This window comes from Epilithonimonas hungarica, assembly GCF_900102265.1.
Taxonomy (GTDB): domain Bacteria; phylum Bacteroidota; class Bacteroidia; order Flavobacteriales; family Weeksellaceae; genus Epilithonimonas; species Epilithonimonas hungarica.
Map to the genome: position 1 here is coordinate 130,205 of NZ_FNBH01000002.1, position 24,777 is coordinate 154,981.

A 24,777-nucleotide genomic window follows, 5' to 3' on the forward strand; every position below is an offset into this window, starting at 1 on the left:
TGATTTTATAAACATTTGTTATTCGCAAAAATAACGATAATAATCCAAAAATTTCTTGGAATTAAAGATTTTTTGAAGATTTAAAATATGATTTACTTCAGATTTTTGATTTTGACTTCCTTTCTAAGATAATCTCTGAATTCTTCTGCAATTGGTCCAAAATAAGTTCCTTTTTTAAGATCTCTGTTCACTCCTACCTTGGCAAGAAGAACAGTTCCTTTTTCGATTCTTACACCAGAAGCCATTCCCACCTGTCCCCAAATTGTCACTTCATCTTCAATTATACAGCAGCCTGCAATTCCGGTTTGAGAAGCGATCAGACATTTTTTTCCAATGACTGTATCGTGACCGATCTGTATCTGATTATCGAGAATACTTCCTTCCCCAATTCTGGTAGAATCTGTTACACCTCTGTCAATCGTACAACTATTCCCTATTTCCACATTATTTTCAATGACAACGTTTCCCACAGAGATCAATCTATCAAAGCTCCCATTTAGCTTTCTGTAATAAAATGCATCTCCTCCAATAACTGTATTCGCCTGAATGACAACATTATCTCCGATGATTGTTCTGTCTCCGATAACAACATTAGGAAAAATGTGGCAGTTTTTTCCAATCCTCACATCATTTCCAATAACAACAGAAGGGTGAATGAATGTTCCATCGCCTACTTCCAGATCATGAAGTTCTTCCTTAAAATTTGAAATTCTTGTGAAATGGGTATTGATCTTATTAAAATCCCTGAATGGATCATCAGAGATCAAAAGAGCCTTTCCTTCCGGGCATTCTACTTCTTTGTCAATTAATATGATTGTTGCTGCAGAATTAAGTGCTTTATCATAATATTTTGGATGGTTGACGAAAACAATTTCTCCCGGCTTTATCATATGAATTTCATTAGTTCCAAGAACCGGAAAATTCTCGTCTCCGATATATTTTGCACCAATGATATCTGCAATAACTTTGAGTGTTTGAGGTTGATTGAAAGTCATAACTGGATGTTATAATTTAAAAATTTGATTTTAAACTGCGATTCGTTTATTTTGAAAATGACGAATTGCACGCAGCCCGACCTGAGTGGAGCTCTTTTTCTTTTTTGGAAAAAAGAAAAAAGCGGGAACGGAGGGCGGAAATAGCTGCCATAAAAAATGAAAGCTGGAAAACTTAATGCTTCCAGCTTCCTGCTATAATTTATTTTACTCTTTCTAAGTAAGAGCCGTCTTCTGTACTGATCTTGATCTTGTCACCTGGCTCGATAAACAAAGGAACCATTACTCTCGCACCTGTTTCCACGATTGCATTTTTAAGAGCGTTGGTTGCAGTGTTTCCTTTCACACCTGGATCCGCTTCGATAACTTCCAGGTAAACAGATTGTGGAAGTTCCGCAGAAAGTGGTGTTTCATCCGCCTCTTTCAAAATGATGGTCACTTCTTCTCCCGCTTTCATCAGGTTAGAATTCTCGATCATTTCCTTGTTAAGATAAAGTTGAGAGAAGTCTTCGTTATTCATAAAGTGGAAACCGTTCTCATCATCATAAAGATATTGGAATTTTCTGGTAATCACCTTTACTTCGTCGATTTTGTGACCTGCGGAGAACGTATTGTCCAATACCTTTCCGTTGGTTACAGATTTTAGTTTTGTTCTTACGAATGCAGGACCTTTACCTGGTTTTACGTGTAGAAATTCGATTACTTTGAAAATATCATTGCTGAATTCTATGCAAAGTCCTTTTCTTATATCGTTGCTTGTTGCCATTAGTTATATATAAACTTATATTATTTTTTATTCTTTGTTGGACCCGTATCCTTTTACGATACCTCTTGGGGAATTCTGTATAAAGGTAATTATCTCATCCCTTTCTACAGTAGGAAGCATTTCTTTCTCTATGTATTCTATTGCCTGGGTGGTGTTCATTTTCATCTGGAAAATGGCCCTGTATATCTTTTGGATCTCGAAGATCTTATCATTGGTAAAGCCTCTTCTCCTTAATCCTACGGAATTGATACCGGCATAAGAAATTGGCTCTCTGGCTACCTTCACATAAGGCGGAATATCCTTTCTAATTAATGAACCTCCGGAAACCATTACATGCTTACCTATTTTTCCGAATTGCTGAACAGCAGAAAGACCTCCCATCACAACAAAATCACCAATTTCTACATGACCTGCAATCCCACATCCATTTGCAATAATTACATTATCACCAACGATACAGTCGTGTGCAATGTGAGAAGTTGCCATGATCAAACAATTATTCCCGACTTTTGTATAGCCAAGGGCTTTGGTTCCTCTGTTGATAGTAACACATTCTCTAAGCGTAGTACCATCACCAATGATGACCTGCGTATCTTCTCCATCAAATTTAAGATCTTGAGGTACTGCCCCAATCACGGTTCCGGGGAAAATTTTACAATTCTTACCAATCCTCACGTTTTCCATTATGGTTACATTAGGACCAATCCAAGTATCTGCACCTACTACGACATTTGCACCGATAGTTGTAAATGGTTCGATTGTTACATTTTTGCCAATTTTGGCGCGCGGATCTACTGCTGTAAGCTGGTGAATCATAAATTAAATTTTAGTTTTTGCTACTTGAGCCATCAGTTCTGCCTCTACAACAACACTGTCTCCGACATAACCGTAACCTTGCATATGCACAATTCCTCTTCTGATAGGTTCTATCAACTCGATTTTGAAAATCACCTGATCTCCCGGAACTACTTTTTTCTTGAATTTCACATTATCCATTTTCACAAAATAAGTAGAATAATTTTCAGGATCCGGAACATTGGCCAATACCAGAATCCCTCCAACCTGGGCCATAGCTTCTATCTGTAAAACACCTGGCATAACTGGCTCTTTTGGAAAATGTCCTACGAAGAAAGGTTCATTCATAGAAACATTTTTAAGTCCCACAACATGGGTATCTGATAATTCCAAAATCTTATCTACCAACAAAAACGGAGGCCTGTGCGGTAATAATCTCATGATCCCGTTGATATCGAAAACAGGCTCCGCTTTCAAATCAAAATCTGGAACGTTCTTTCTTTTTTGCAATTTGTATTGTCTGTTTAGTTTTTTAGCAAACTGAGTGTTTACAAAGTGTCCCGGTTTGTTAGCAATAACTCTACCTTTGATCCTAACTCCAACCAAGGCCAGATCGCCAATAACATCAAGTAATTTATGACGAGCAGCTTCATTGGTATAATTAAGGGTCAGATTATCCAGAATACCATTTGGACGAATAGAAACTTCGTCTTTTCCGAAAGCAACCTTCAGTTTTTCCAAAGTTTCTGGCGTCAATTCTTTATCAACATAGACAATAGCATTACTAATATCTCCACCTTTGATAAGATTGGCATCCAAAAGTTGTTCTAATTCATGTAAAAAGCTGAATGTTCTTGCAGACGCAATCTCATCCTTGAATTCTGATAGATTTTTCATACTGGCATTTTGGGTCCCCAATACTTTGGTCCCAAAATCCACCATTGTTGTAATCTCATAATCGTCAGCAGGAATCACTGTCAGTTCAGAACCTGTAGAAGGGTCGATGTAATTCATCACTTCTTTGATGACAAGATATTCTCTTGGAAGTTCCTGCTCCTGAACTCCAACTTTCTCTATTGCTTCTACAAAAAACTTGGAAGAACCATCCAAAATAGGTGGTTCAGCACTGTTCATCTCAAGAATAGCATTATCAACATCCATCCCAACCAAAGCGGCCAAAAGATGCTCACAAGTATGGATTTTAACACCCAGCTTTTCAAGTGTAGTTCCTCTTTCCGTAGTGGTTACATAATTGACATCAGCCTCTACCTGAGGGTGACCTTCGAGATCTGTTCTTACAAATACAAATCCGGTGTTTTCTTTCGCCGGTTTGATTGTCAAATTAACCTCTTTTCCTGTGTGAAGACCTATTCCAGATAACTGGATCTCTTCTTTGATTGTTTTTTGTTTATCACTCATTGTATTAGTTTTGAGGTGGAAGAATGACTTCTTTGCCTGATACCTTTACTCTGATTTTTTATTTTCTAAATCGTTTATTCTCTTAACTATCTCTGTAAAATTACGGAAATGCACATAGTTTCTTCTGTAATCGCTGTAATTGATTGCAGGCGAACCATAGAGCGTTTCCCCGTCTTTTGCAGAAGAATTGACGCCACTCTGGGCCTGAATTTTAACTTGATTCCCTATTTTGATATGACCGACAATTCCTACTTGTCCGCCAATCTGATTCCAATCTCCGATAACTGTAGAACCTGCTATTCCTGCCTGGGAAGCAATCACATTGTTCTGACCGATCTTCACGTTATGTGCGATTTGAATCAAATTATCGATCTTAGTTCCTTTTCCAATAATCGTAGAACCTATTGTGGCTCTATCAATACTGCAATTGGAACCGATCTCTACATCATCTTCGATAATGACATTTCCTAATTGAGGAATTTTCTTGAAACCTTCAGCAGTTGGCTGGAAACCGAATCCATCTCCCCCAACAACCGTATTGGAATGAATGACACAATTATCACCAACAATACAATAATCATATATTCTTGCGCCGCTGTCAATTTTGCAATTTTTTCCGATCTTCACACCTTTTCCGATGTAAACGTGTGGAAAAATCTGTGTTCCGTCTCCAATAATTGCTTTCTCAGAAACATATGTAAATGCACCAATATAAACATCCTCGCCTACTTTTGCAGTCTCATGGAAAAATGAACCAGCTTCTATCCCTGTCCTTCTCCCTTGCATCTCTTGATAAAGATTCATCAAAACCTGAAAGGAAAGATAAGCATCTTCCACAACAATGATCACAGGTTTGTAATCTCTGTCCTCTATAAGATTTTCAGAAACTATCAAAACCGCACATTCCGTCGTATCGATATGATTGGAAAAACGACTTTGACCAACGAAAGACAAATGTCCCTGCTGACCATTTTCTATCGGCGAAACTCCTGTAATAACAGTCTTTCCATCGCCGATTATTTTGCCGTTTATTAATCCTGCAATTTGTTCTGCGCTAAATTCCATAGTTTGCAAAGATAAATATTTTATTAATTATCTTTTAATTTTTTATAACGAATCAAGGTTACTTTTACCTTACTTATAATATTTCCCGGGGGAAATAAATGATATATTTCTTGGTTGCATTCTCCATACAGCCGAATAATATCTGATTTTCAGATTCTTCAAGCTTCATAGTCTGTCCGGTTTTGTCCATCAGATAAATCGGCTGTTTCTCTGTATCATAAGGCAGTAATGAACGAGAAATCTGCCCGACCAATTCTTCTCCGTTCTTTATATTGAAGTATTGGTTGACTTTTTCTACCTTTTGTTTCAAAAAATCTTCAGAAAATGGTTTTGATGAAATAATACTTTTCGGAAACTCTCTGTAAATAACTGTTCTGCAAAGTTTTGACAAAATAAAATCTTCATTCTCCGTCCAGACTTTTATAGCCTGGAAAACATCCATATCATCCAGCATTGTAAATCTTCTGATGTCTTCTTCCGTTGCTTCATCGAATTTATTCTTAACCAAGAAATATTTCAAATTTGAAGGCGCTTCCAAATCGAAGTTTTTTGAAACCAGATATTTGGCCCTGTTAAGGATCTGAACCAAAATATGTTCTCCCAAAGCCGCAGTCTTATGATAATAAACCTGCCAATACATAAACATTCTTGCTGTCAGATAATTTTCTATCGAATAAATTCCTTTTGCGTCGATGACGAGTTTTTCATCACTTACATTCATCATAGAAATGATTCTTTCCACATTCACGCTTCCTTCGGAAACTCCTGTATAGAAACTGTCACGTTTGAGATAATCCATTCTGTCAACGTCCAATTGAGATGAGATCAACTGATTGAAAAACGGCCTGTGATATTTCCCTTGAAACATTTCGATTGCCAGATCCAGTTTTCCTTTGAATTCCTTGTTCAAACGGTTCATTAACAGAATCGAAATTTTCTCGTGATGCCAATCATCCATCAACATATTTTCCAAAGCGTGCGAGAACGGACCGTGCCCAATATCGTGAAGCAAAATCGCCAGCATCGCTGCTTTTTCTTCTTCTTTTGACACTTTCACACCTTTCAATTTCAAGGTTTCCAATGCTTTGAACATTAGATTCATGGCGCCAAGAGCATGGTGAAATCTTGTATGTTTTGCACCGGGAAAAATAAGGGAAAGAAGTCCGGTTTGGGAAATCCTTCTGAGTCTTTGGAAATAAGGATGTTCTATAATATCGAACAAAATCTCGTGAGGAATTTTGATAAAACCGTGAACCGGGTCGTTGATGATCTTGAGTTTATTCTGCACCTTTTATAGTTGATGATTGATACAAAAATAAGGAAATTAAAATGGTTTTATGTAATAAATAATAGGATGAAAATTTAATTTTAAACAATCAATTTCAAATTGAAATTTTAAAATATGTTTGTATATTTGAAAGTAACTATAATCATAAAACTCACAATATAAATGGGATTATACATTTCTTCATTACAGCATATTCCAGAAAATGCAAATCGAAATTATTTTATTTACTTATTAGATTATGGATGGAATGAACCTTTAATTGAAGCTTTAGAAAAAAATTATGATAGAATGGCTCAATTTGCTGCAGAAAATAATGCTGTTGTAATTAAGGGAACTAGAAAAGTACACTTTGAAGATGAAGTACTATCTTGGCATAATATAAATGGTGAAAATGCAGAAAAAATATTACCTGCAATTTTAATAACAAATAGACATCCAGCAAAATTTAAGGAGTCTTTCGGTACAAATCGTTCAGAGGAAATCGAAAATGATTTAAAAATGATTTTAATTCCATTAAAAAAGTTTTGTCAAACCACTACAGATGTAACTGAATTAATATCAAAATTATTCAATGATATCCGTCAACAAAAAGATTTGAATGATTTTAAAATAGCGAAAGAGGTAAAAAAGGGATTTGGAAAAGCTTTGGCTGACTCATTAATATTAGAGCCTAATTTTAATGGTTTAGGAATTGATTTCAAAAAGATTATTGAATATTTCAAAAAATAATAATTGAAATTCTCAAACCAAAATCCTCAAACTCTTCGGCAACACTTTAATATGAATCGGCGATTTTATTTTCTTGAATTCACCATCAATATGCCAGGTTTTTGTATTCACTTTGAACTCGATTTCTGAAACCGGAAGATAGGTCACATAATCATCATCTTTCAGACGTTTTGTAAACATCCTGAAAGCAAAAAACGGAGAATAGGTCAAAGGAAATTTCTTCACCAAAACTAAATCTACTAAACCATCGCTTTTACTAGCCATCGGTGCAATATAAGCGTTGTTGCCAAATTGACGCGTGTTGGCGATATTCAGCATCAGATATTTACCGTTGTATTGTTTGTAATTTTCTTCTAAGAATTTGATTTTGATCGGCTTGTATTTGAAAAAAGTCTGGATAGAAACTTTGATATAATTCTTGAAACCACGGCTTGTCTTTTCAAATTCCTTTACTACTTTCCCGTCAAATCCAGTTCCTGAAACATTGATGGAAAAATTATCATTCACCATAAACGTGTCAATACTTCTGAATTTTTTCTGGTCTAATTTTTCTAAAAGAATTGAAATATTCTTGTTAAAATTGGTCTCATTGGAAAATCCATTTCCTGAACCTGCCGGAAAAACAGCTAGAATTTTATCTGTATTGATGAGCTTTTGCGCCACAACAGAAATAGTTCCGTCACCACCAACAGCCACAAAAACATCCACATCATTCCAATATTTTCTGATGAAATTATCTGTATCCTCCAAAGATTTTGAAACGATATAGAGTGGATTTTCAACTTTCTTGGAAAGGCTATCCAAAAAAGGCTGATAGTTTTTCTTTGCAGAATAAGGATTGATGATGAAAGCAAACTTCATTTTCCAAAAATAAAAATACTCTGAGGATTTCAGAGTATTTTTTTATGAATTATTTTTTATTTGTTGGGCTTCGAGAGCCTCAGCCTGACTGAGATAAAATGACTTCGAGAACTTCAACCTAACAACGTTCGTAATTAAACGTTCATTATTCGAGCTGTCATCCTGAGACTCTTGAAGGATTTTTAAAGTCTAAATTCTTTTATCGTCCGCTTTCCAGTTTTTGATATTCCGTTTGATTTTTGATGATGACCAATCGTTCTGTGCCGTTTGATGCATCAATTCCATCAAATCTTCATCTTCTGCAAATCTCAATGCAAAAATCTGAGCATAGGAAAATTGATAAGTTGAATTTTCCAATCTATTTCCAGTAAGAGCAAAATATCGGAATTTAAATTCATTAATAATAATTCTATCCTGAAGTCCCAAAGCATAATGCTGGCGAAGCATAAATGATAAAACAATCATCAAAACTACAACTGCTGAAATTGCGCTCCAAATCATTACAAATGAACTGTTATGATTGATATTTTTGAAAACTTGAAATAAAGAAACTATTAACAGGACTAATGAAACAGGATAGAAAATAAAATGATGTAAAGGATAATACTTCCTGTGATTCTTCAAATTTTGATGACTCATTTTACTTGATGTTATATTGTTTGACGAACTCTGGTTTCAATTGGTCTTTGATGTCTTTGAAATTTAAAGTGATGTAAACCACACCCGCTGCATAAGCCGTAATCTCATATTGATTGTATGCAAATGTAATTTTGTCTTGGTCAAAATAGAAATTATTATTCAGTTCGATCTTATCTACCAAAAGCATTTCTTTTTGCTCAGGTTCATCAAAATGATCTTGAAGAATTTTGTTCCAATTGGCACCAGCCGGATCTTTGAAAATATCGGCTTGAGAAATCACTTTGTTATTTTTCAGATCGAAAACTTTATAATTTTCAAAATAATAGCCGTGTGCGCCACCAGAATATCCACTTCCGGAATATTGCAAAGTCAAGACATCATTTTGATGAGATATCAATTTCATTCCCGAAACCTCATCCCAAGTCTGTTTGAATTCCGGTAAATAATCATTCGAATCATCTTTTTTCAACGATTCTTTTTTCAATTTATCAAGAACATCCATCAAAGCTTTCCTGGAATAATCTGCGGAGGTGATATTTGCAGGTTTGTAGATACTATCCAAGATCGTTTTGTTCGTAATGTTTGGGAATACCAGAACTTGCTTTTCGAAAGACAAGGTCAAAGTTTTCGCGACCTGTAAAGAATCCTGAACTCTGATAGAATCCACAGTGAATTCATTTTTTGTAACGAGACTGTCAGATTTGGGAGATTCGGAAACATTTTTGTTTTCTGTTTTGTTGCAAGAGAAAAGCAGAACTCCAAAAGATAAAATTGCGATCAGGTTTTTCATAATGATATTAATTTTGCGTGAAGGAAAATTAAAAATAATTTCTGATTGAGTAACAAAAAACCTTCCAAAATTGGAAGGTTTGATCTATTAATCTGATTTAAGCATCAATTCTTGCGTAAACCGCATTTTTCTCAATGAATTCTCTTCTCGGCGGAACTTCATCACCCATCAGCATAGAGAATGTAGAATCTGCCTCTACCGCATTGTCAATGGTTACTTGTTTCAGGATCCTGCCATCCGGATTCAGCGTTGTTTCCCAAAGCTGCTCAGGATTCATCTCTCCAAGACCTTTGTAACGTTGTACCTCTACTCCCTTTCCGTCCGGAGACATTTCAAGAGTGAATTGTTCACGCTCCTTCTCGTTGTATGCATAAGTTTTTTTGTTTCCTTTTTTCAATAGATATAAAGGCGGCTGAGCGATATAAATATATCCGTTCTCAATCAATTCCTTCATATATCTGAAGAAGAAAGTCAGAATCAAAGTTGAGATGTGAGAACCATCGATATCGGCATCGGTCATGATCACAATTTTGTGGTAACGAAGTTTTGCCATATTCAACGCTTTGGAATCCTCTTCTGTTCCTACAGAAACGCCAAGCGCCGTATAGATATTCTTGATCTCCTCGTTATCATAAACTTTATGAACCATAGATTTCTCAACATTCAGGATCTTACCTCTCAAAGGCAAAATTGCCTGAAAATGACGGTCACGACCTTGTTTAGCCGTTCCACCTGCGGAATCTCCCTCTACAAGGAACAATTCTGATTCAGCCGGATCTTTTGAAGAACAATCGGACAGTTTTCCTGGCAAACCAGAACCTCCCATCGGAGATTTTCTCTGAACCATTTCTCTTGCCTTCTTTGCCGCTTGTCTTGCTTTTGCCGCCAAAACAACTTTCTGAACGATAATCTTGGCTTCAGCAGGATTTTCCTCGAGAAAGTTTGTCAGCATTTCGCCCACGATTTTATCAACCGCACCGGAAACCTCCGAGTTACCTAATTTCGTTTTGGTCTGACCCTCGAACTGAGGTTCCATAACTTTTACAGAAATCACAGCCGTCAAACCTTCACGGAAATCGTCTCCAGTAACTTCAACCTTTTCCTTTGCAGGAAGCCCTAATTCATCGGCATATTTCTTAAGAGTTCTTGTTAAAGCTCTTCTGAAACCTGCCAAATGCGTTCCTCCTTCGTGTGTATTGATATTATTAACATAAGAGTGGAGATTCTCGTTGAAAGACGTGTTATAACGCATCGCCACCTCAACCGGAATATCGTCACGCTCGCCTTCCATAAAGATCACATTCTCCATAATAGACTCACGGTTTCCGTCGATATACTCAACGAATTCTTTCAATCCGCCTTCCGAATGGAAAACTTCTGTTCTGAAAGTCCCATCTTCCAATTTTTCTCTTTCATCCGTTAAAGTAATCGTGATTCCTTTATTAAGGTATGCCAACTCTCTAAGACGGTTTGCTAAAGTATCGTAGTTGTAAACTAATTCAGTAAAAATAGAATCATCCGGCTGGAAAAACTGTTTTGTTCCTCTTTTGTCGCTATGTCCTATTTCTTCAACGCCGGTTTGCGCTTTTCCTCTGGAATAAACCTGCTGATAAACGTTTCCGTCTCTGTAAACGGTAGTGATCATCTCGTTGGAAAGTGCGTTAACACACGAAACCCCAACTCCGTGAAGACCCCCGGAAACTTTGTAAGAATCTTTGTCGAACTTACCACCAGCTCCGATTTTGGTCATTACAACCTCTAACGCAGATTTCTGCTCTTTCTCGTGAAAATCTACAGGAATACCACGACCGTTATCCATAACTTCTACGGCGTTCCCTTCTTTTATCGCAACAGTAATTGTATCACAATATCCTGCCAAAGCCTCATCGATAGAGTTATCCACTACTTCATAAACCAAATGGTGGAGACCTCTGACTCCTACATCACCAATGTACATTGAAGGACGCATACGAACGTGCTCCATTCCTTCCAATGCCTGAATACTACTTGCTGTATATTGTTTTTGACTCATATTGTAAAAGATTCAAGATATAAAACTCAAATTTTCAAATAGTTAGCTTGAGAATTTTCCTTGTTATTTTTCTGTTAATTATTTTATTAAAGCTTACAAATATCGTTAAAATAATCGAGATATGAAAGCTTTAAAAGCTACTAAAAAAGATAAGTTTTTAACAGTGATGTTTGAAAATTTTGAATAAAAAAAATCGAACTATAAAAAGCTCGATTCTTTAATTTAATATTTACAAAAGTTTTAACTCTTCAAAAACTCATCCACTTTTTTTGCACAATCTCTTCCTTCCGCAATGGCCCAAACAACAAGACTCTGTCCTTTTCTTGCATCACCACAAGAGAAATATTTGGTTTGATTGGTTCGGAATTCTTTATTATTTCCAATCAGGTTTCCTTTTGGGTCAAGATTGATATCCAAAGCTTCCACCAAACCTTTCTGCTCTACGTGCGTATAACCTAAAGCAATGAAAGCATAATCACATTCGATGACAAATTCCGAGTTCGGTTTTTCTGTGTAGAGATTCCATTTTCCGTCGGCATCTTTTGTCCATTCAGCCTCTACTAAGCGAACACCTTTAAGATTTCCTTTCTCATCTTTCACAAATTCTTTTGAGTTGACAGACCATCTTCTTTCACAACCTTCTTCGTGAGACGACGTAACCTGCAAAGTCATCGGCATTGTTGGCCAGGGCATTGTCTCATCACGTTTTGTGGGCTGCATCGGCTTGTAATAGATCTGATAAACAATTTCCGCACCTTGACGATTCGAAGTTCCGATACAATCCGAACCCGTGTCTCCACCTCCAATCACAACCACTTTTTTTCCTTTGACATTCAGTTCTTCTTCATCAAAATCAATCCCGCTTACTTTTTTATTATTCTGGACCAGAAAATCCATTGCGTAATGTACACCTTTCGCATCACGATTCGGGAGCATCAGATCTCGCGGAACCGTACTTCCCAAAGCCAAAACAACCGCATCAAAATTCCTGTTCAATTCTTCGATGGAATAATTGACACCAACATTGACATTAGTTTTAAACTCAACACCTTCCTGCTGCATCCACTGAACACGGCGTTCAACAATATTTTTATCGAGTTTAAAATCGGGAATTCCAAACCTCAACAAACCACCAATCTCAGAATCTCTTTCAAAAACCGTCACCTGATGACCAGCCTGATTCAACTGATAAGCTGAGGCCAGACCAGCTGGGCCAGAACCAATAACCGCGACCTTTTTATCTGTTCTAAACTGAGGTACTATTGGTTTTGCAAATCCTTGTTCAAAAGCTATTTCGATAATATTTTTTTCAATTTCCTCAATCGCGACTGGGAGATTATTAATTCCCAAAACACAAGCCCCTTCGCAAGGCGCAGGACAAATTCTTCCCGTAAATTCAGGGAAATTATTAGTTGAAGTTAAAATATGATAGGCCTTTTCCCATTGCTTTTTATAAACTGCATCATTGAATTCCGGAATCACATTTCCCAACGGACAACCGCTCTGACAAAACGGAACACCACAATCCATACATCTTGCGGACTGCTCTGCTAGAAGCTTTTCAGAAGTCGGTTCATAGAATTCTTTATAATTCTTCAACCTTTCTGAAACCGGAAGTTTCGCTGGCAAACTTCTGTCATATATCAAAAAACCATCCGTCTTTCCCATTATTTCATTGCATTTATTTGATTCTCCATTACTTTTTTATATTCACGAGGATAGACTTTCACAAAGTGTTTCAGATTATTTTCAAAATCACTTAGAAGATATTCCGCCAAATAACTTCCCGTTATTTCAAAATGTTCTTTGATCAAATCCAAAACCAATTCAACATCTTTCTCCGTCAAGTTTTCTAAATCCGCCATATCAGGATTGAAATTTTTTTCCAGATCTTTTCCTACATCCCAGACATAAGCAATTCCGCCACTCATTCCCGCTCCGAAATTTCGACCAACTTCACCCAGAATCACAACCGTTCCACCTGTCATATATTCGCATCCGTGGTCACCGATTCCTTCGACAACAGCCGTTGCTCCGGAATTACGAACACAGAACCTTTCACCCGCCATTCCGTTGATAAAAACCTTTCCGGAAGTTGCTCCATAAAGCGCCACATTTCCGATAATGCTATTTTCATTCGCTTTGATCACCGCTTCTTCATCCGGAAAAACCGCGAGCTTCGCTCCCGACAAACCTTTCCCGAAATAATCATTCGCATCCCCTTCCAAAATCATTGTGATCCCTTTATTACAAAAAGCGCCAAAACTTTGCCCAGCCGTTCCTTTAAAATTGAACTTCAAAGAATCTTCCTGCATTCCGTCTGAATGATAGATTTTCGTCAATTCGTGAGAGAGGATTGTCCCAACCGTCCTGTCCGTATTTTTAATTAAGAAAGAAGTTTCCACTTTTCCATTATTTTGCAAAGCTGATTTTGAAGCTTCCAGCATTTTCCACGACAGGGATTCACCCAAACCATTATCCTGTTCTTCGGCTTTTATAATAGGCAAATCCGTTTCCATTTTATAAAGCAATCCACTCAAATCAATATTCTGATGTTTCCAGAATTTGATCTCTTTTTTCTTTTCCAGACACTGGGATTGACCAACCATTTCATCAATCGTTCTAAAACCAAGACTCGCCATTATCTCACGGACTTCCATCGCCAAAAAGGTAAAATAACTTACCAAATGTTCCGGTTTTCCTGTGAATTTTTTACGCAACTCTTCATTCTGAGTCGCAATCCCAACAGGACAAGTATTAAGATGACATTTCCTCATTAAGATGCAACCTTCCACAATCAGAGCGGACGTTGCAATTCCCCATTCTTCCGCCCCAAGCAAAGTTGCCATTACCAAATCACGTCCGGTTTTCATCTGTCCGTCGACCTGAACCGTTACTCTTTGTCTTAATTTATTTTTGATTAAAGTCTGATGCGTTTCCGCTAATCCCAATTCCCAAGGCAAACCTGTATGACGAACCGAACTCAAAGGAGAAGCACCCGTTCCGCCATCATAACCGGAAATCAAAATATGGTCGGCTTTTGCTTTTGCCACACCTGAAGCAATCGTTCCAACTCCGGCTTTTGAAACCAATTTAACAGAAATCCTTGCGTGTCGATTGGCATTTTTCAAATCAAAAATCAACTGCGCCAAATCTTCTATTGAATAAATATCGTGATGAGGAGGCGGAGAAATCAATCCGACTCCCGGCGTTGAATGTCGTGTTTTTCCAATCCAAGAATCCACTTTTTCACCAGACAACTGCCCGCCTTCTCCTGGTTTTGCACCTTGAGCCATTTTGATTTGAAGCTCTTCCGCTTCAGCCAAATACCTAGCTGTTACTCCAAATCTACCCGAAGCAACCTGTTTGATTGACGAACGCAAACTATCACCGTTTTCATTGATAATATACCTGTTTTCATCTTCGCCACCTTCTCCCGTATTACTCTTAGCTCCAATTCTATTCATCGCAATCGCTAATGTCGTGTGTGCTTCCCAAGAAATCGAACCAAAAGACATTGCTCCGGTCGCAAAACGTTTCAGGATATTTTCAATCGGTTCAACTTCGGATAAAGAAATGGATTGACGGTCATTTTTGAACTCAAGCAAGCCCCTTAACAACGATGCGTTTTCAGTTTGACGATTGACCACTCGGGAATATTTTTTGAATATTTCATAATTATCATTCCAAGTTGCCTGTTGCAAAAGATGAATGGATTGAGGATTGAACTGATGATATTCGCTGTCTTTTCTCCATTGATAAATCCCACCAGAATCCAAAACTCCAAACGCCGAATCTTTCTCGAATGCTTGATAATGTTTCGCTAAAGCTTCTCTTGCAATTTCATCAAAACCAATTCCGTTGATCCTGGAAATCGCGCCTGTAAAACAAGTATTGACCAAAGGCTTATTAAGCCCGATAATTTCAAAAATCTGCGCACCGTGATAAGATTGCAAAGTCGAAATTCCCATTTTGGAAAAAATCTTCAGCAAGCCATCACCAACCGCTTTTTTATAATTGTATTTGAGTTGTTCCAAATCCGCATCCTGCTTGAACTCGCCATCATAAAACATTTGTCTGATACTCGCCAAAGCCAAATAAGGATTAATCGCAGTTGCTCCAAAACCAAGCAGACTTGCGAAATGATGAACTTCCCAAACATCACCAGCTTCAATCACCAAACCAACTCTTCGTCGAACACCTTTTCTTATCAAATGATGATGAACAGCCGAACAAGCCAGCAAAGAAGGAATCGATGCGTGTTGGGAATCCAAAGAACGGTCGGAAAGAATAATCACCTCAAAACCATCTTCTACGGCATCCATTGCATAACGGCAAATCCTGTCCAAAGCTTTCTTCAGACTACCTTCTTTTTCGTCTGCCTTGAAATAAGTGTAAATTGTTTTTGACTGGAATTTCCCAGTATCAACACTTCTCAATTTTTCCAATTGTTCATTGTTCAGAATCGGATGTTCAAGTTTTATAGAATGTGCAAAGTTTTTATCATCCTCCAGAAGATTTCCGTTTCCACCGATAATCGTTGTTAATGACATTACCAGTTTTTCACGAATCGGGTCGATTGGCGGATTCGTAACCTGCGCAAACAACTGCTTAAAATAAGAACTGAAATGCTGTGGCTTCTCACTCAAAACAGCCAAAGGCGCATCAAATCCCATCGAACCAATCGGTTCTTTACCATGAACCGCCATTTCTTTGATGATTTTATCCAAATCTTCCCTGGAATAGCCAAAAGCTTTCTGATATTTGAAAATATCTTCGGATTGTAATTTGTTAAATCTAATTTTCGGACTTGGCAATTCCTTCAGATTGATATTCATTTTATCCAGCCAATCGCGATAAGGCTGTGACGTACAGATCTCTTTTTTCAGTTCGTCATCACTCACAATAACGCCTTTTTTCATATCAACCAGGAACATTTTCCCTGGCTGAAGACGGCCTCTTTTGATCACATTTTTTGGATTAACAGGCAAAGCCCCTGATTCCGAAGCCATAATCACCAAATCATCTGAGGTCACACAATATCTCGAAGGTCGAAGTCCGTTTCTATCCAAAGTCGCCCCAATCATTTCACCATCTGTAAAAGAAATAGAAGCCGGACCATCCCAAGGCTCCATCATACAAGCGTGAAATTCATAGAAGTCTTTTTTGTAATCTTCCATTTGTTTGTTGCCGTCCCAAGCTTCAGGAATCAGCATCATCATTGTATGAGGCAAAGAACGACCTGAATGGTAAAGCAATTCCACCATATTATCAAGATAGGAAGAATCGGATTGATTGGGTTTTGTCAACGGCAAAATCATATCCATTTCCTGAGGTGTGAAATTCGGGTTTGAAAATGTTTTTTCTGAAGATTTCAACCAATTGAGATTTCCACCGATTGTATTGATTTCCCCATTATGCGCCAAAAAACGGAACGGTTGCGCCAAACTCCAAGTCGGAGACGTATTGGTCGCGAATCTGGAATGGATCATCCCAAACGCAGAACGTGTTTTAGGATTTGTAAGGTCTTTGAAATAGTTACGAATCTGAACACTTCTCAATTGCCCTTTATAAATCAACTTCTTACAAGAAAACGAAGCCACATAAAAACCAATCGGGTCATTGCTCGTCACACTCGTAATCTGATGCGAAATATAATTGCGGAAAACAAACAATTTACGCTCGAAATCTTTATCCGTTTCCACATCGAAAGGACGTTCCACAAAAAGCATCTCCATTACCGGCTCTACACTTTTTGCCAAATCTCCCAAATCAATATTGCTTACAGGAATCGGACGGTAACCCAAAATCTTAAGCCCAAGCTTTTCTGCGGACTGCTCAATAATCTCCTTGCATTCTTCTCGGATGAAATTATTCTGAGGAAAGAACAACATTCCCACCCCGTAATAACCAGGTTCCGGCAAATCAAAACCGAAATTGAGTGCCTCATCATACAACAGCTCGTGCGGAATCTGAATCTGCAAACCTGCACCGTCACCTGTATTACTTTCGTAACCTGTCGCGCCACGATGTTCCATATTTTCGAGCATTGTAATGGCGTCGCTGACGATTTTGAAACTTTTGATTCCTTTTATATTAGCCACAAAGCCGACTCCGCAGGAGTCGAATTCTGTTTCAGGCAAATAAAGTCCTAGATTTTCGGGAATGGATTTTTGGGAAATTTTCCTTGCTCTTTTCATCTACATCAATTTTGGATACTAACAAACTTAATGAAAAAAGAGTCAAAAATGATTTTAAATTACTGAATTAGCAATTATAAAAACCACAAATGATATTTAAAACAAATAAAACATCTTTTATTTATCGATAATTTACATTAATTTAATATTAAACAAACATTCGTTAAAATTAAATTAATATTAAAAATAATTAAAACATTAGTAATCAGAACATTAATTAGAATAAACATTTCAATAAAGGCTTGGAAAAGCTCAGAATTAAATCCAGTTTTCAAAAACTGAACATTGACTTGAAATTCAATACATAAAATAAAAACACCCCTAAAATTTTTAGGGGTGTAATATCTCAAAATATAATTTAAAACTAAGCCATATTAATTTTTCTATACAACTATTTATCTAAAGCAATTTTAACTAATTGAATTTTAAAATTTAAAAACAAAATCAAACTTTAATAATTTATTAATAATAATTAAAATCACTTAAACAATTAATAAATTAAATTTTATTATAAATAATTTTCAATAACAATTTGAAGAAAACATTAAATCAACTTCATTAATAAAACCTCATCAATTTTCTCAACCTTCACCAAATTATTTTTAGTTAAAGTTTTAGAAGCTTTGTCCCATTTTTTTCCGGAAAGCTGAGAACGGGTTTTTACTTCATTCAATTCCAGCGCATCTTCTTGAGAATTAAGAATCTCAAGGATTACTTTTTCATCTTCTCCTAATTCAACGGTTGGAGTTTTCTTTTCTGGTCTCATTTGAGGGAAGAAAAGAACTTCCTGGATTGATGGATTATTGGTCAAGAACATTATCAATCTGTCCATTCCTACACCTAAACCAGAAGTTGGAGGCATTCCGTATTCCAAAGCTCTAAGGAAATCTTCATCGATAAAGCCTGTTGCTTCATCGTCTCCTTTTTCTGATAATAACAATTGATGTTCAAAACGTTGTCTCTGGTCAATCGGGTCATTCAATTCCGAATAAGCATTCGCAATTTCTTTTCCGCAAACCATTAATTCGAAACGCTCTGTCAAACCTTCCTGGCTTCTGTGTTTTTTGGTCAAAGGCGACATCTCAACAGGATAATCTGTAATGAAAGTTGGCTGAATGAAGTTCCCTTCGCACTTTTCTCCAAAAATCTCATCAATCAATTTTCCTTTGCCCATTGTTTCGTTCACCTCTATTCCGATAGATTTCGCGAAGTCGAATAATTCCCGCTCCGTTTTTCCAGTGATGTCAAATCCTGTATATTTCAAAATCGCTTCTGTCATAGAAACCCTTGGATAAGGCGCTTTCCAGTTGATCGTATGTTCTCCGAAAACAGATTCCGAAGTTCCGTTGACCGAAGTCGCACAGAATTCTAACAATTTCTCTGTGAAATCCATCATCCAGTTGTAATCTTTGTAAGCTACATAGATCTCCATTGCCGTGAATTCCGGGTTGTGTGTTCTGTCCATCCCTTCATTTCTGAAGTTTTTCGAGAATTCATAAACACCATCAAATCCACCAACAATCAATCTTTTCAGATATAATTCGTTTGCAATTCTAAGATATAGAGGAATATCCAAAGCGTTGTGATGCGTAATAAATGGTCTCGCTGCTGCTCCACCAGGAATTGATTGCAAAATCGGCGTCTCAACTTCAAAATATCCGGCATCGTTGAAGAACGTTCTCATCGCATTGAACAATTTTGTTCTTTTTACAAAAATTTCTTTCACGTGAGGATTCACGACCAAATCTGCATAACGCTGTCTGTAACGCAATTCTGCATCTGTAAAACCATCAAAAACATTACCTTCTGCATCTACTTTTGGAAGTGGAAGCGGACGAAGAGATTTTGTAAGCAAAGTGAAATTTTTCACCATTACTGTCATCTCTCCAACCTGGGTTTTGAACAACTCACCCTCGATTCCGATGATATCACCGATATCTAAAAGATGCTTGTAAACCTCGTTGTATAAAGTTTTGTCTTCACCAGTACAAATCTCATCACGGTTAAAATAAACCTGAATCCTACCTTCAGAATCCTGCAATTCTGCAAAACTTGCCTTCCCCTGAATTCTCCTGGACATCAAACGTCCGGCAATCACCACCTTCTTCCCTTCTTCGAAATCCTGTTTTATAGATTTTGTGGAATCTGTGATTTTGTATTCAGCGGCTGGGAACGCATCGATTCCCAAATCGGTCAATTTCTGTAGTTTTTCGCGACGGATAATTTCCTGTTCTGATAATGACATTTTAATTCAATTTTTTGGAACTGCAAAAATAGTGATTTTAAAATGTTTATGGAAGTTAAATTTTACTGGGTGATTTAAACGCAAAGTCCACAAAATTCTTTTTGACAATCTTAGATATTTATCGCAAAAGTTAAACTTTGATTTAATGGAGAAAACTTTCAAAGTTTGAAACCTTGAAAGAATGAATTGAAAACAGCCTTCAAACCCAGACTATTAGTATAAAGTTTTAAAGGTAATTTTTGATTAATTTTTTAGTTACAATGTTTCCATTTTCAAATTTGATTTTTGCAACATATACACCTTTTAATAATTCGGTAATGTTTTGGTTATTTTCTTTAATCGTTTTAATGAGTTTACCTTCTGCTGAATAAAGTTCAATGACAGAGATCTTTTCTTTTGTCTTATAAACAAAATTTGATCTCAACGGGTTCTCAAACCATATTGATTCTTTAGAATCTACTTCTGAAACTGCAAGATCTGGCGTAACATCAAATTTACCAACATAAATATCATTGTTGGTTCCGCTGATCTCTCCTGCAACAATGATAGAAGAAGGCGATAATATATTGAAACTCTCAGCCCATTCTGATGAAGCATTCGTGTTATAAATATAGATACCATCGTTATCAAATGAATTATCCAAAGTGCCATCAGAATTTAGTCTTCCCAATAAAAGATTTGCTGTTCCACCTTCGAGACTTAAGCCACTAAAATAAATTTGATTTGACAGCGTTTTTAGTCCCGAGATTATAGCATTTGCTAAAACGTAACTTCCATTGTTTGCAAAACCTGTCGCTAGAGAACCATTCGAAGAATATTTTTTAAACGTTACCGTAAAGGCATTATCATTCGATAAAGCATAAATGATATTTTGGGCATCGTCTGTTGAAATATAGTCGTAAGTATGTTCAAGTTCATTCAAAGAGCCAACAGAACTTACAACCATACTACCATTTGTGCCAAACGCCGTATCCAAATTGCCATCCGTATCCACAAGTGTTATTGATGTAGTCAGGGATTGATAATTAGTTGATTTAACGATTAGTTTTCCATTTGGTCCGGAATAAACTCCTCTTGATTGTGTAAGCCCGGAAATTGTTGATGAAGAGATAACCGATCCTGAATTGATATCAATCTTATCCAAAATCACCTGTGAAGAAACATTTTTGACAGCATACAAATAATTTCCAATCAGCACATCTTTGGTCTGGTATGATGTGGAAGCCAAAGTTATCATACCGTTTGTCCCGAATGAATTATCAATACTACCATCGTTATTAAATTTAATCATTACTCCTTGTTCCGGATAAAAAATCAATATTTTGTTTCCATTCAAATATAAATTAGCAGAGTAAGCATTGGGATCCTGATAAGATGTAAAATATCCCGAATTTGCAAATGTTGTATCAAGAGTTCCATTTGCATTAAATCTTGCTGTAAAAACCTCTTCGTTATTAGCACCGTTAATTCGCATTCCTGTAACAACAATTTTTCCATCAGTCTGGACAATGGAATTTATAACAGAATTACCATTGGTCTGATGGCTTAATACAGAGATACCGTTTGTTCCAAATGTATTGTCAGTGGTGACGGTTTGCGCATGAAGACACAAGGCTACGATACAGCCCAAAGTTGTAATAATTTTTTTCATTATGTGTGTTTTTAAAATCCTTATACTTCATTTCATACGAAGCATAAAAACAATTTATTTAATTTGCAAAATAAGTAAATTTATTAACATTTTACAAACTTATTTATATAATTTTTAACATTATCGCTTACAAAAACGAATTTACTCCTTCATCAAGACCAATCATTTCTACTTTTTTTCGGTACAAATGTCCAAGCCAAAATCCTGCTGATCTTCTGACCTTGCGCCATATCAATGGTTTTGAATTCCGGCACATTGAGATTTTTGAGAAGCGTGGTCAGTTGATGGAGATTGTCTTTTTTGGAAACCAAAGTCGTGAACCACAAAACCTGGGATTTGAACTGTACACTTTCGTTTATCATTTTTTTTATGAAAGCTTCTTCGCCACCTGCACACCAAAGCTCGGACTGGCTGCCACCAAAGTTGAGAATCGGTTTTTGAACTTTGTTGTGTCTAAGATTTTTGGTTTTTCTGCGATTGCCTTGCAAAGCGTCCTCTGCGGATTCGTGGAAAGGCGGATTGCACATTGAGAATGTGAATTTGTCATCGGACGACAATATATTTTTAAAGGTAAAATCAGAATCTGGTTGGAATTTTAAATGAATATTTTCTGATAAATCTGGATTACTGTCTAAGATTTTCTGAGCGTTTTCCAGAGAATTTTTATTAATATCTGTTCCCAAAATTTTCCAGCCATAAGAACTATTGGCAATCAAGGGATAAACGAGATTCGCACCAGTTCCAATATCCAAACCTTTAATCGAATTTCCAGTTGGAATCTCGCCATTCTCTTCTGCTAATAAATCCGCCAAATAATGGACGTAATCTGCACGTCCAGGAATCGGAGGACAGAGACTGCCTTCCGGAATATCCCACTCTTTAACATTGTAATATTTCAAAAGCAACGCTTTGTTGAGTAATTTTACCGCTTGTGGAAGACTGAAATTAATCGTCAACGTATCATAATCATTTTTGAAAACGTAATGTTTAAGTTCAGGAACTGAGGCCATCAGTTCTTCGAAGTCGTAGGAAGTTCGGTGGATATTTCTGGGGTGAAGACTGGATTTTTCGGTCATTATTTTTCTTTCTCTAATTTTTGGATTCCGGTTTTCACATCCGGGTGGCTCATAAATAAGTTCCAAATCAAACCTGTTCTGTGGTTTTCTATCATCACGGTCATTGGCGCCTGATTCAGTCCCATAAATATTGGCGAACACCAATTGTTATTGAGGTCAAACGAATCCCTGAAACCATATTCTCCCCAAAGGAAATCGCCGTAATTGAGATAGAAATTCTTCAGAACTGCCATAGATTCGGTTGGTGTGTACGGAAAAGACGCGATTGCGCCGGTTGGCGTCAGCTTTCCTGTATCTTCTCTTTCCACAGGCTCGTCCGGATTGTAGCCATTTGGCCCGTCGGAAGCCGTTAAACCCCAACCATCTTTGCCGTAACCTTTTTGTTTTTTCGGATTTTCGACGCAATATAGATAATTAATTTTGGCAATGTTTTGATTGTTCTTAAAATAGTTGGTGTATCTATCCGTCAAACCGTGCGGGTCATAACCCATAAATGAATAATGAGCGAAAAACAGCGGTCCACCTTTGTTCACGCCGACATCCAGCTTGATTCCATAATAGGAATTTCCGTTAGTGTACATCGCACCTTCATCGGATTTTCCCCAATCTTTTCTGTAATCCTGCGCAATTTTATCCTGACTTGCCCAACCGGAATAATACATACTTGCCGGAACGGAATGTGTCGGCGAAGCAATTGCCATAAGATAAGTTACCATTGTCTCGTTCCAGCCAATCAGATTATGATTGATAACCCAGCCTTGGTCAGGCGACCAATGCCAATACAGATATTTGCTATCTGGTGTTTGTTTAAACCAATTCCACTCGATTCCTTTCCAGAATTTATCAATCTTTTGTCTGATGTTTTTTTCTTCGGCATTGTCTTTATTGAAATATTGATGAGCAGCGAGCAAGCCTTGAACTAAAAAAGAAGTTTCCACCAAATCTGCTCCGTTGTCTTTTTTTCCAAAAAACGGTTCGGTTTTCCCTGTTTTTCCATCGATGAAATGAGCAACTGCGCCGTGATATTTGTCGGCTTTTTCGATGAAGTTCACGATTTTTGTAAAACGTTCAACCGATTCTTTTCTTGAGATAAAACCTCTTTCTGTTCCTGCAATCAAAGCCATAATTCCGAAACCTGAAGCTCCGGTTGCAATCATATTCTGTCTTCCGTTCGTATTTTCTTTTGACAAACCGCTTTCCGTTTCTGCGCCATCCCAATAATAATTGAAAGAAGCTTCCTGAACCATCGTCATCAATTCCTCATCCGACATATTTTTGGTTTCGGTAGAAATAATTTCTGATAATTTGGATTCATTGAAAAGCTTGTCTAGGAAACTTATTTTATAAGAATATTTCTTTCCGGTTTCATTGGTAAAATCTGCAAATCTGTCAATATAAGAATCCTGAATTCCGACCGGTTTGAAGTCTTTTCCATTTTCGGAACGGTAGATTTTTACGTATCGGACATTGTCATTTGCTAATGGATTCCATTTTAAGTCCACGTGTTTCATATAACCTTTGGCTGATGAAATTTTCGGAGTTTCAGCAATCGTTTTCTTTTCTTTTGAATCGATGAAGGCAATATCATCAAGCCAAATTTTATTATTTGATTCAGAATTTTCGGGTTGAGAGAAAATGACGGCTTTTACTAATTTTGGGTCATTTATAACAGAAATATCAAGGTTTGAAATATCGATTAGAATATTTTCCCATTGATTCTTTTTCGTCAACTTAAGTGTAATTGATTTTGAAACGCTTCCGTCTGTTTTTTGAAGTTTTACCGTTGGTAGAATATTAGAACCGTTTTTTTCTGATTTAATCCAAAAGCTTAGAAAATTAGCTTTATTGAAAAAATCCTTTCCTCTTACTTCTTCGTATTCTATAGATGCTTCCCATTTTCCGTTTTTTGCGTTTTTATAATCCAGCAAGATAGAATTTCCCGGAGAATGAAATTCATTTCTATCAACCAATAATTTATTGTTCTGATTTTTGACAGAAGAGCTTCCGGAAGACTTTATATTTCCATAAAAGAAATTATCTTTCATCAAACTGTTCGTGAAAAAAGTATAATCATATTGATGTTCCTGAGCACATAACGATGCGGAAAGAAATAAAGCAGAATATAAGATAGACTTCATTAGATTTTGTTTTTGAAAAGATAATCAAATTCTCCGAAAGAGACATAAACAGGAAAAGACAGTCAAAAAACTGTCTTTAAATCTTATATTC

At 36.8% G+C, this 24,777-nt stretch carries 17 protein-coding genes; 1 reads left to right on the forward strand and 16 read right to left on the reverse strand.

Annotated features, from left to right (window positions below):
- Nucleotides 1-92: 92 nt before the first annotated feature.
- The 6 genes from BLT30_RS07945 to BLT30_RS07970 form a co-directional block, all read right to left on the reverse strand.
- Complete coding sequence (locus BLT30_RS07945; protein WP_089873056.1) at nt 93-995, reverse strand: LpxD N-terminal domain-containing protein; 903 nt, start codon at nt 993-995, stop codon at nt 93-95.
- A 199-nt stretch (nt 996-1,194) separates the two neighbouring features.
- Entirely contained in the window at nt 1,195-1,758 is a 564-nt protein-coding gene (gene efp, locus BLT30_RS07950; protein WP_027384968.1) for an elongation factor P, read from the reverse strand.
- Nucleotides 1,759-1,785: 27 nt separating this feature from the next.
- Entirely contained in the window at nt 1,786-2,574 is a 789-nt protein-coding gene (lpxA, locus tag BLT30_RS07955) for an acyl-ACP--UDP-N-acetylglucosamine O-acyltransferase (protein WP_027384969.1), read from the reverse strand.
- A 3-nt stretch (nt 2,575-2,577) separates the two neighbouring features.
- Nucleotides 2,578-3,972 carry a bifunctional UDP-3-O-[3-hydroxymyristoyl] N-acetylglucosamine deacetylase/3-hydroxyacyl-ACP dehydratase gene (locus BLT30_RS07960; RefSeq protein ID WP_089873057.1) on the reverse strand — a complete coding sequence of 465 codons (1,395 nt, stop codon included), beginning with the start codon at nt 3,970-3,972 and terminating at the stop codon, nt 2,578-2,580.
- Nucleotides 3,973-4,017: 45 nt separating this feature from the next.
- A complete protein-coding gene (gene lpxD / locus BLT30_RS07965) occupies nt 4,018-5,037 on the reverse strand; it encodes a UDP-3-O-(3-hydroxymyristoyl)glucosamine N-acyltransferase (protein ID WP_089873058.1) in 1,020 nt (339 codons plus the stop codon).
- Nucleotides 5,038-5,110: 73 nt separating this feature from the next.
- Nucleotides 5,111-6,325: an HD domain-containing protein gene (locus BLT30_RS07970; protein WP_089873059.1), complete on the reverse strand. Its 1,215-nt coding sequence runs from the start codon at nt 6,323-6,325 to the stop codon at nt 5,111-5,113.
- A gap of 162 nt (nt 6,326-6,487) precedes the next feature.
- On the opposite strand from BLT30_RS07970, the gene BLT30_RS07975 reads away from it, so the two are divergent.
- Nucleotides 6,488-7,054, forward strand: coding sequence for a hypothetical protein (locus tag BLT30_RS07975; protein WP_089873060.1), 567 nt, complete (start codon nt 6,488-6,490; stop codon nt 7,052-7,054).
- 12 nt (nt 7,055-7,066) lie between these two features.
- Here BLT30_RS07975 and BLT30_RS07980 read toward each other — a convergent pair whose 3' ends face one another.
- The 10 genes from BLT30_RS07980 to BLT30_RS08025 all read right to left on the reverse strand — a co-directional run bounded on the left by BLT30_RS07980 (nt 7,067) and on the right by BLT30_RS08025 (nt 24,686).
- A complete protein-coding gene (locus tag BLT30_RS07980; RefSeq protein ID WP_089873061.1) occupies nt 7,067-7,915 on the reverse strand; it encodes a diacylglycerol/lipid kinase family protein in 849 nt (282 codons plus the stop codon).
- 189 nt (nt 7,916-8,104) lie between these two features.
- On the reverse strand, nt 8,105-8,554 hold the full coding sequence (locus BLT30_RS07985) for a DUF6526 family protein (protein WP_089873062.1): 450 nt from the start codon (nt 8,552-8,554) through the stop codon (nt 8,105-8,107).
- Between the two features lies 1 nt (nt 8,555).
- A complete protein-coding gene (locus BLT30_RS07990; protein WP_089873063.1) occupies nt 8,556-9,344 on the reverse strand; it encodes an RsiV family protein in 789 nt (262 codons plus the stop codon).
- Nucleotides 9,345-9,441: 97 nt separating this feature from the next.
- On the reverse strand, nt 9,442-11,376 hold the full coding sequence (gene gyrB, locus BLT30_RS07995; RefSeq protein ID WP_089873064.1) for a DNA topoisomerase (ATP-hydrolyzing) subunit B: 1,935 nt from the start codon (nt 11,374-11,376) through the stop codon (nt 9,442-9,444).
- Between the two features lie 240 nt (nt 11,377-11,616).
- Nucleotides 11,617-13,044, reverse strand: coding sequence for a glutamate synthase subunit beta (locus tag BLT30_RS08000; RefSeq protein WP_089873065.1), 1,428 nt, complete (start codon nt 13,042-13,044; stop codon nt 11,617-11,619).
- Nucleotides 13,044-17,576, reverse strand: a complete 4,533-nt coding sequence (gene gltB / locus BLT30_RS08005; protein ID WP_089873066.1) for a glutamate synthase large subunit — start codon at nt 17,574-17,576, stop codon at nt 13,044-13,046. The genes BLT30_RS08000 and gltB overlap by 1 nt, the downstream gene beginning before the upstream one ends.
- A 544-nt stretch (nt 17,577-18,120) precedes the next feature.
- On the reverse strand, nt 18,121-19,821 hold the full coding sequence (gene lysS, locus BLT30_RS08010; RefSeq protein ID WP_089873067.1) for a lysine--tRNA ligase: 1,701 nt from the start codon (nt 19,819-19,821) through the stop codon (nt 18,121-18,123).
- Between the two features lie 226 nt (nt 19,822-20,047).
- Complete coding sequence (locus BLT30_RS08015; RefSeq protein ID WP_089873068.1) at nt 20,048-21,472, reverse strand: T9SS type A sorting domain-containing protein; 1,425 nt, start codon at nt 21,470-21,472, stop codon at nt 20,048-20,050.
- 152 nt (nt 21,473-21,624) lie between these two features.
- Entirely contained in the window at nt 21,625-22,548 is a 924-nt protein-coding gene (gene rlmF / locus BLT30_RS08020) for a 23S rRNA (adenine(1618)-N(6))-methyltransferase RlmF (protein ID WP_175487155.1), read from the reverse strand.
- On the reverse strand, nt 22,548-24,686 hold the full coding sequence (locus BLT30_RS08025; protein ID WP_089873069.1) for a glucoamylase family protein: 2,139 nt from the start codon (nt 24,684-24,686) through the stop codon (nt 22,548-22,550). Before BLT30_RS08025 ends, rlmF begins: the two co-directional genes overlap by 1 nt.
- Between the last annotated feature and the right edge of the window lie 91 nt (nt 24,687-24,777).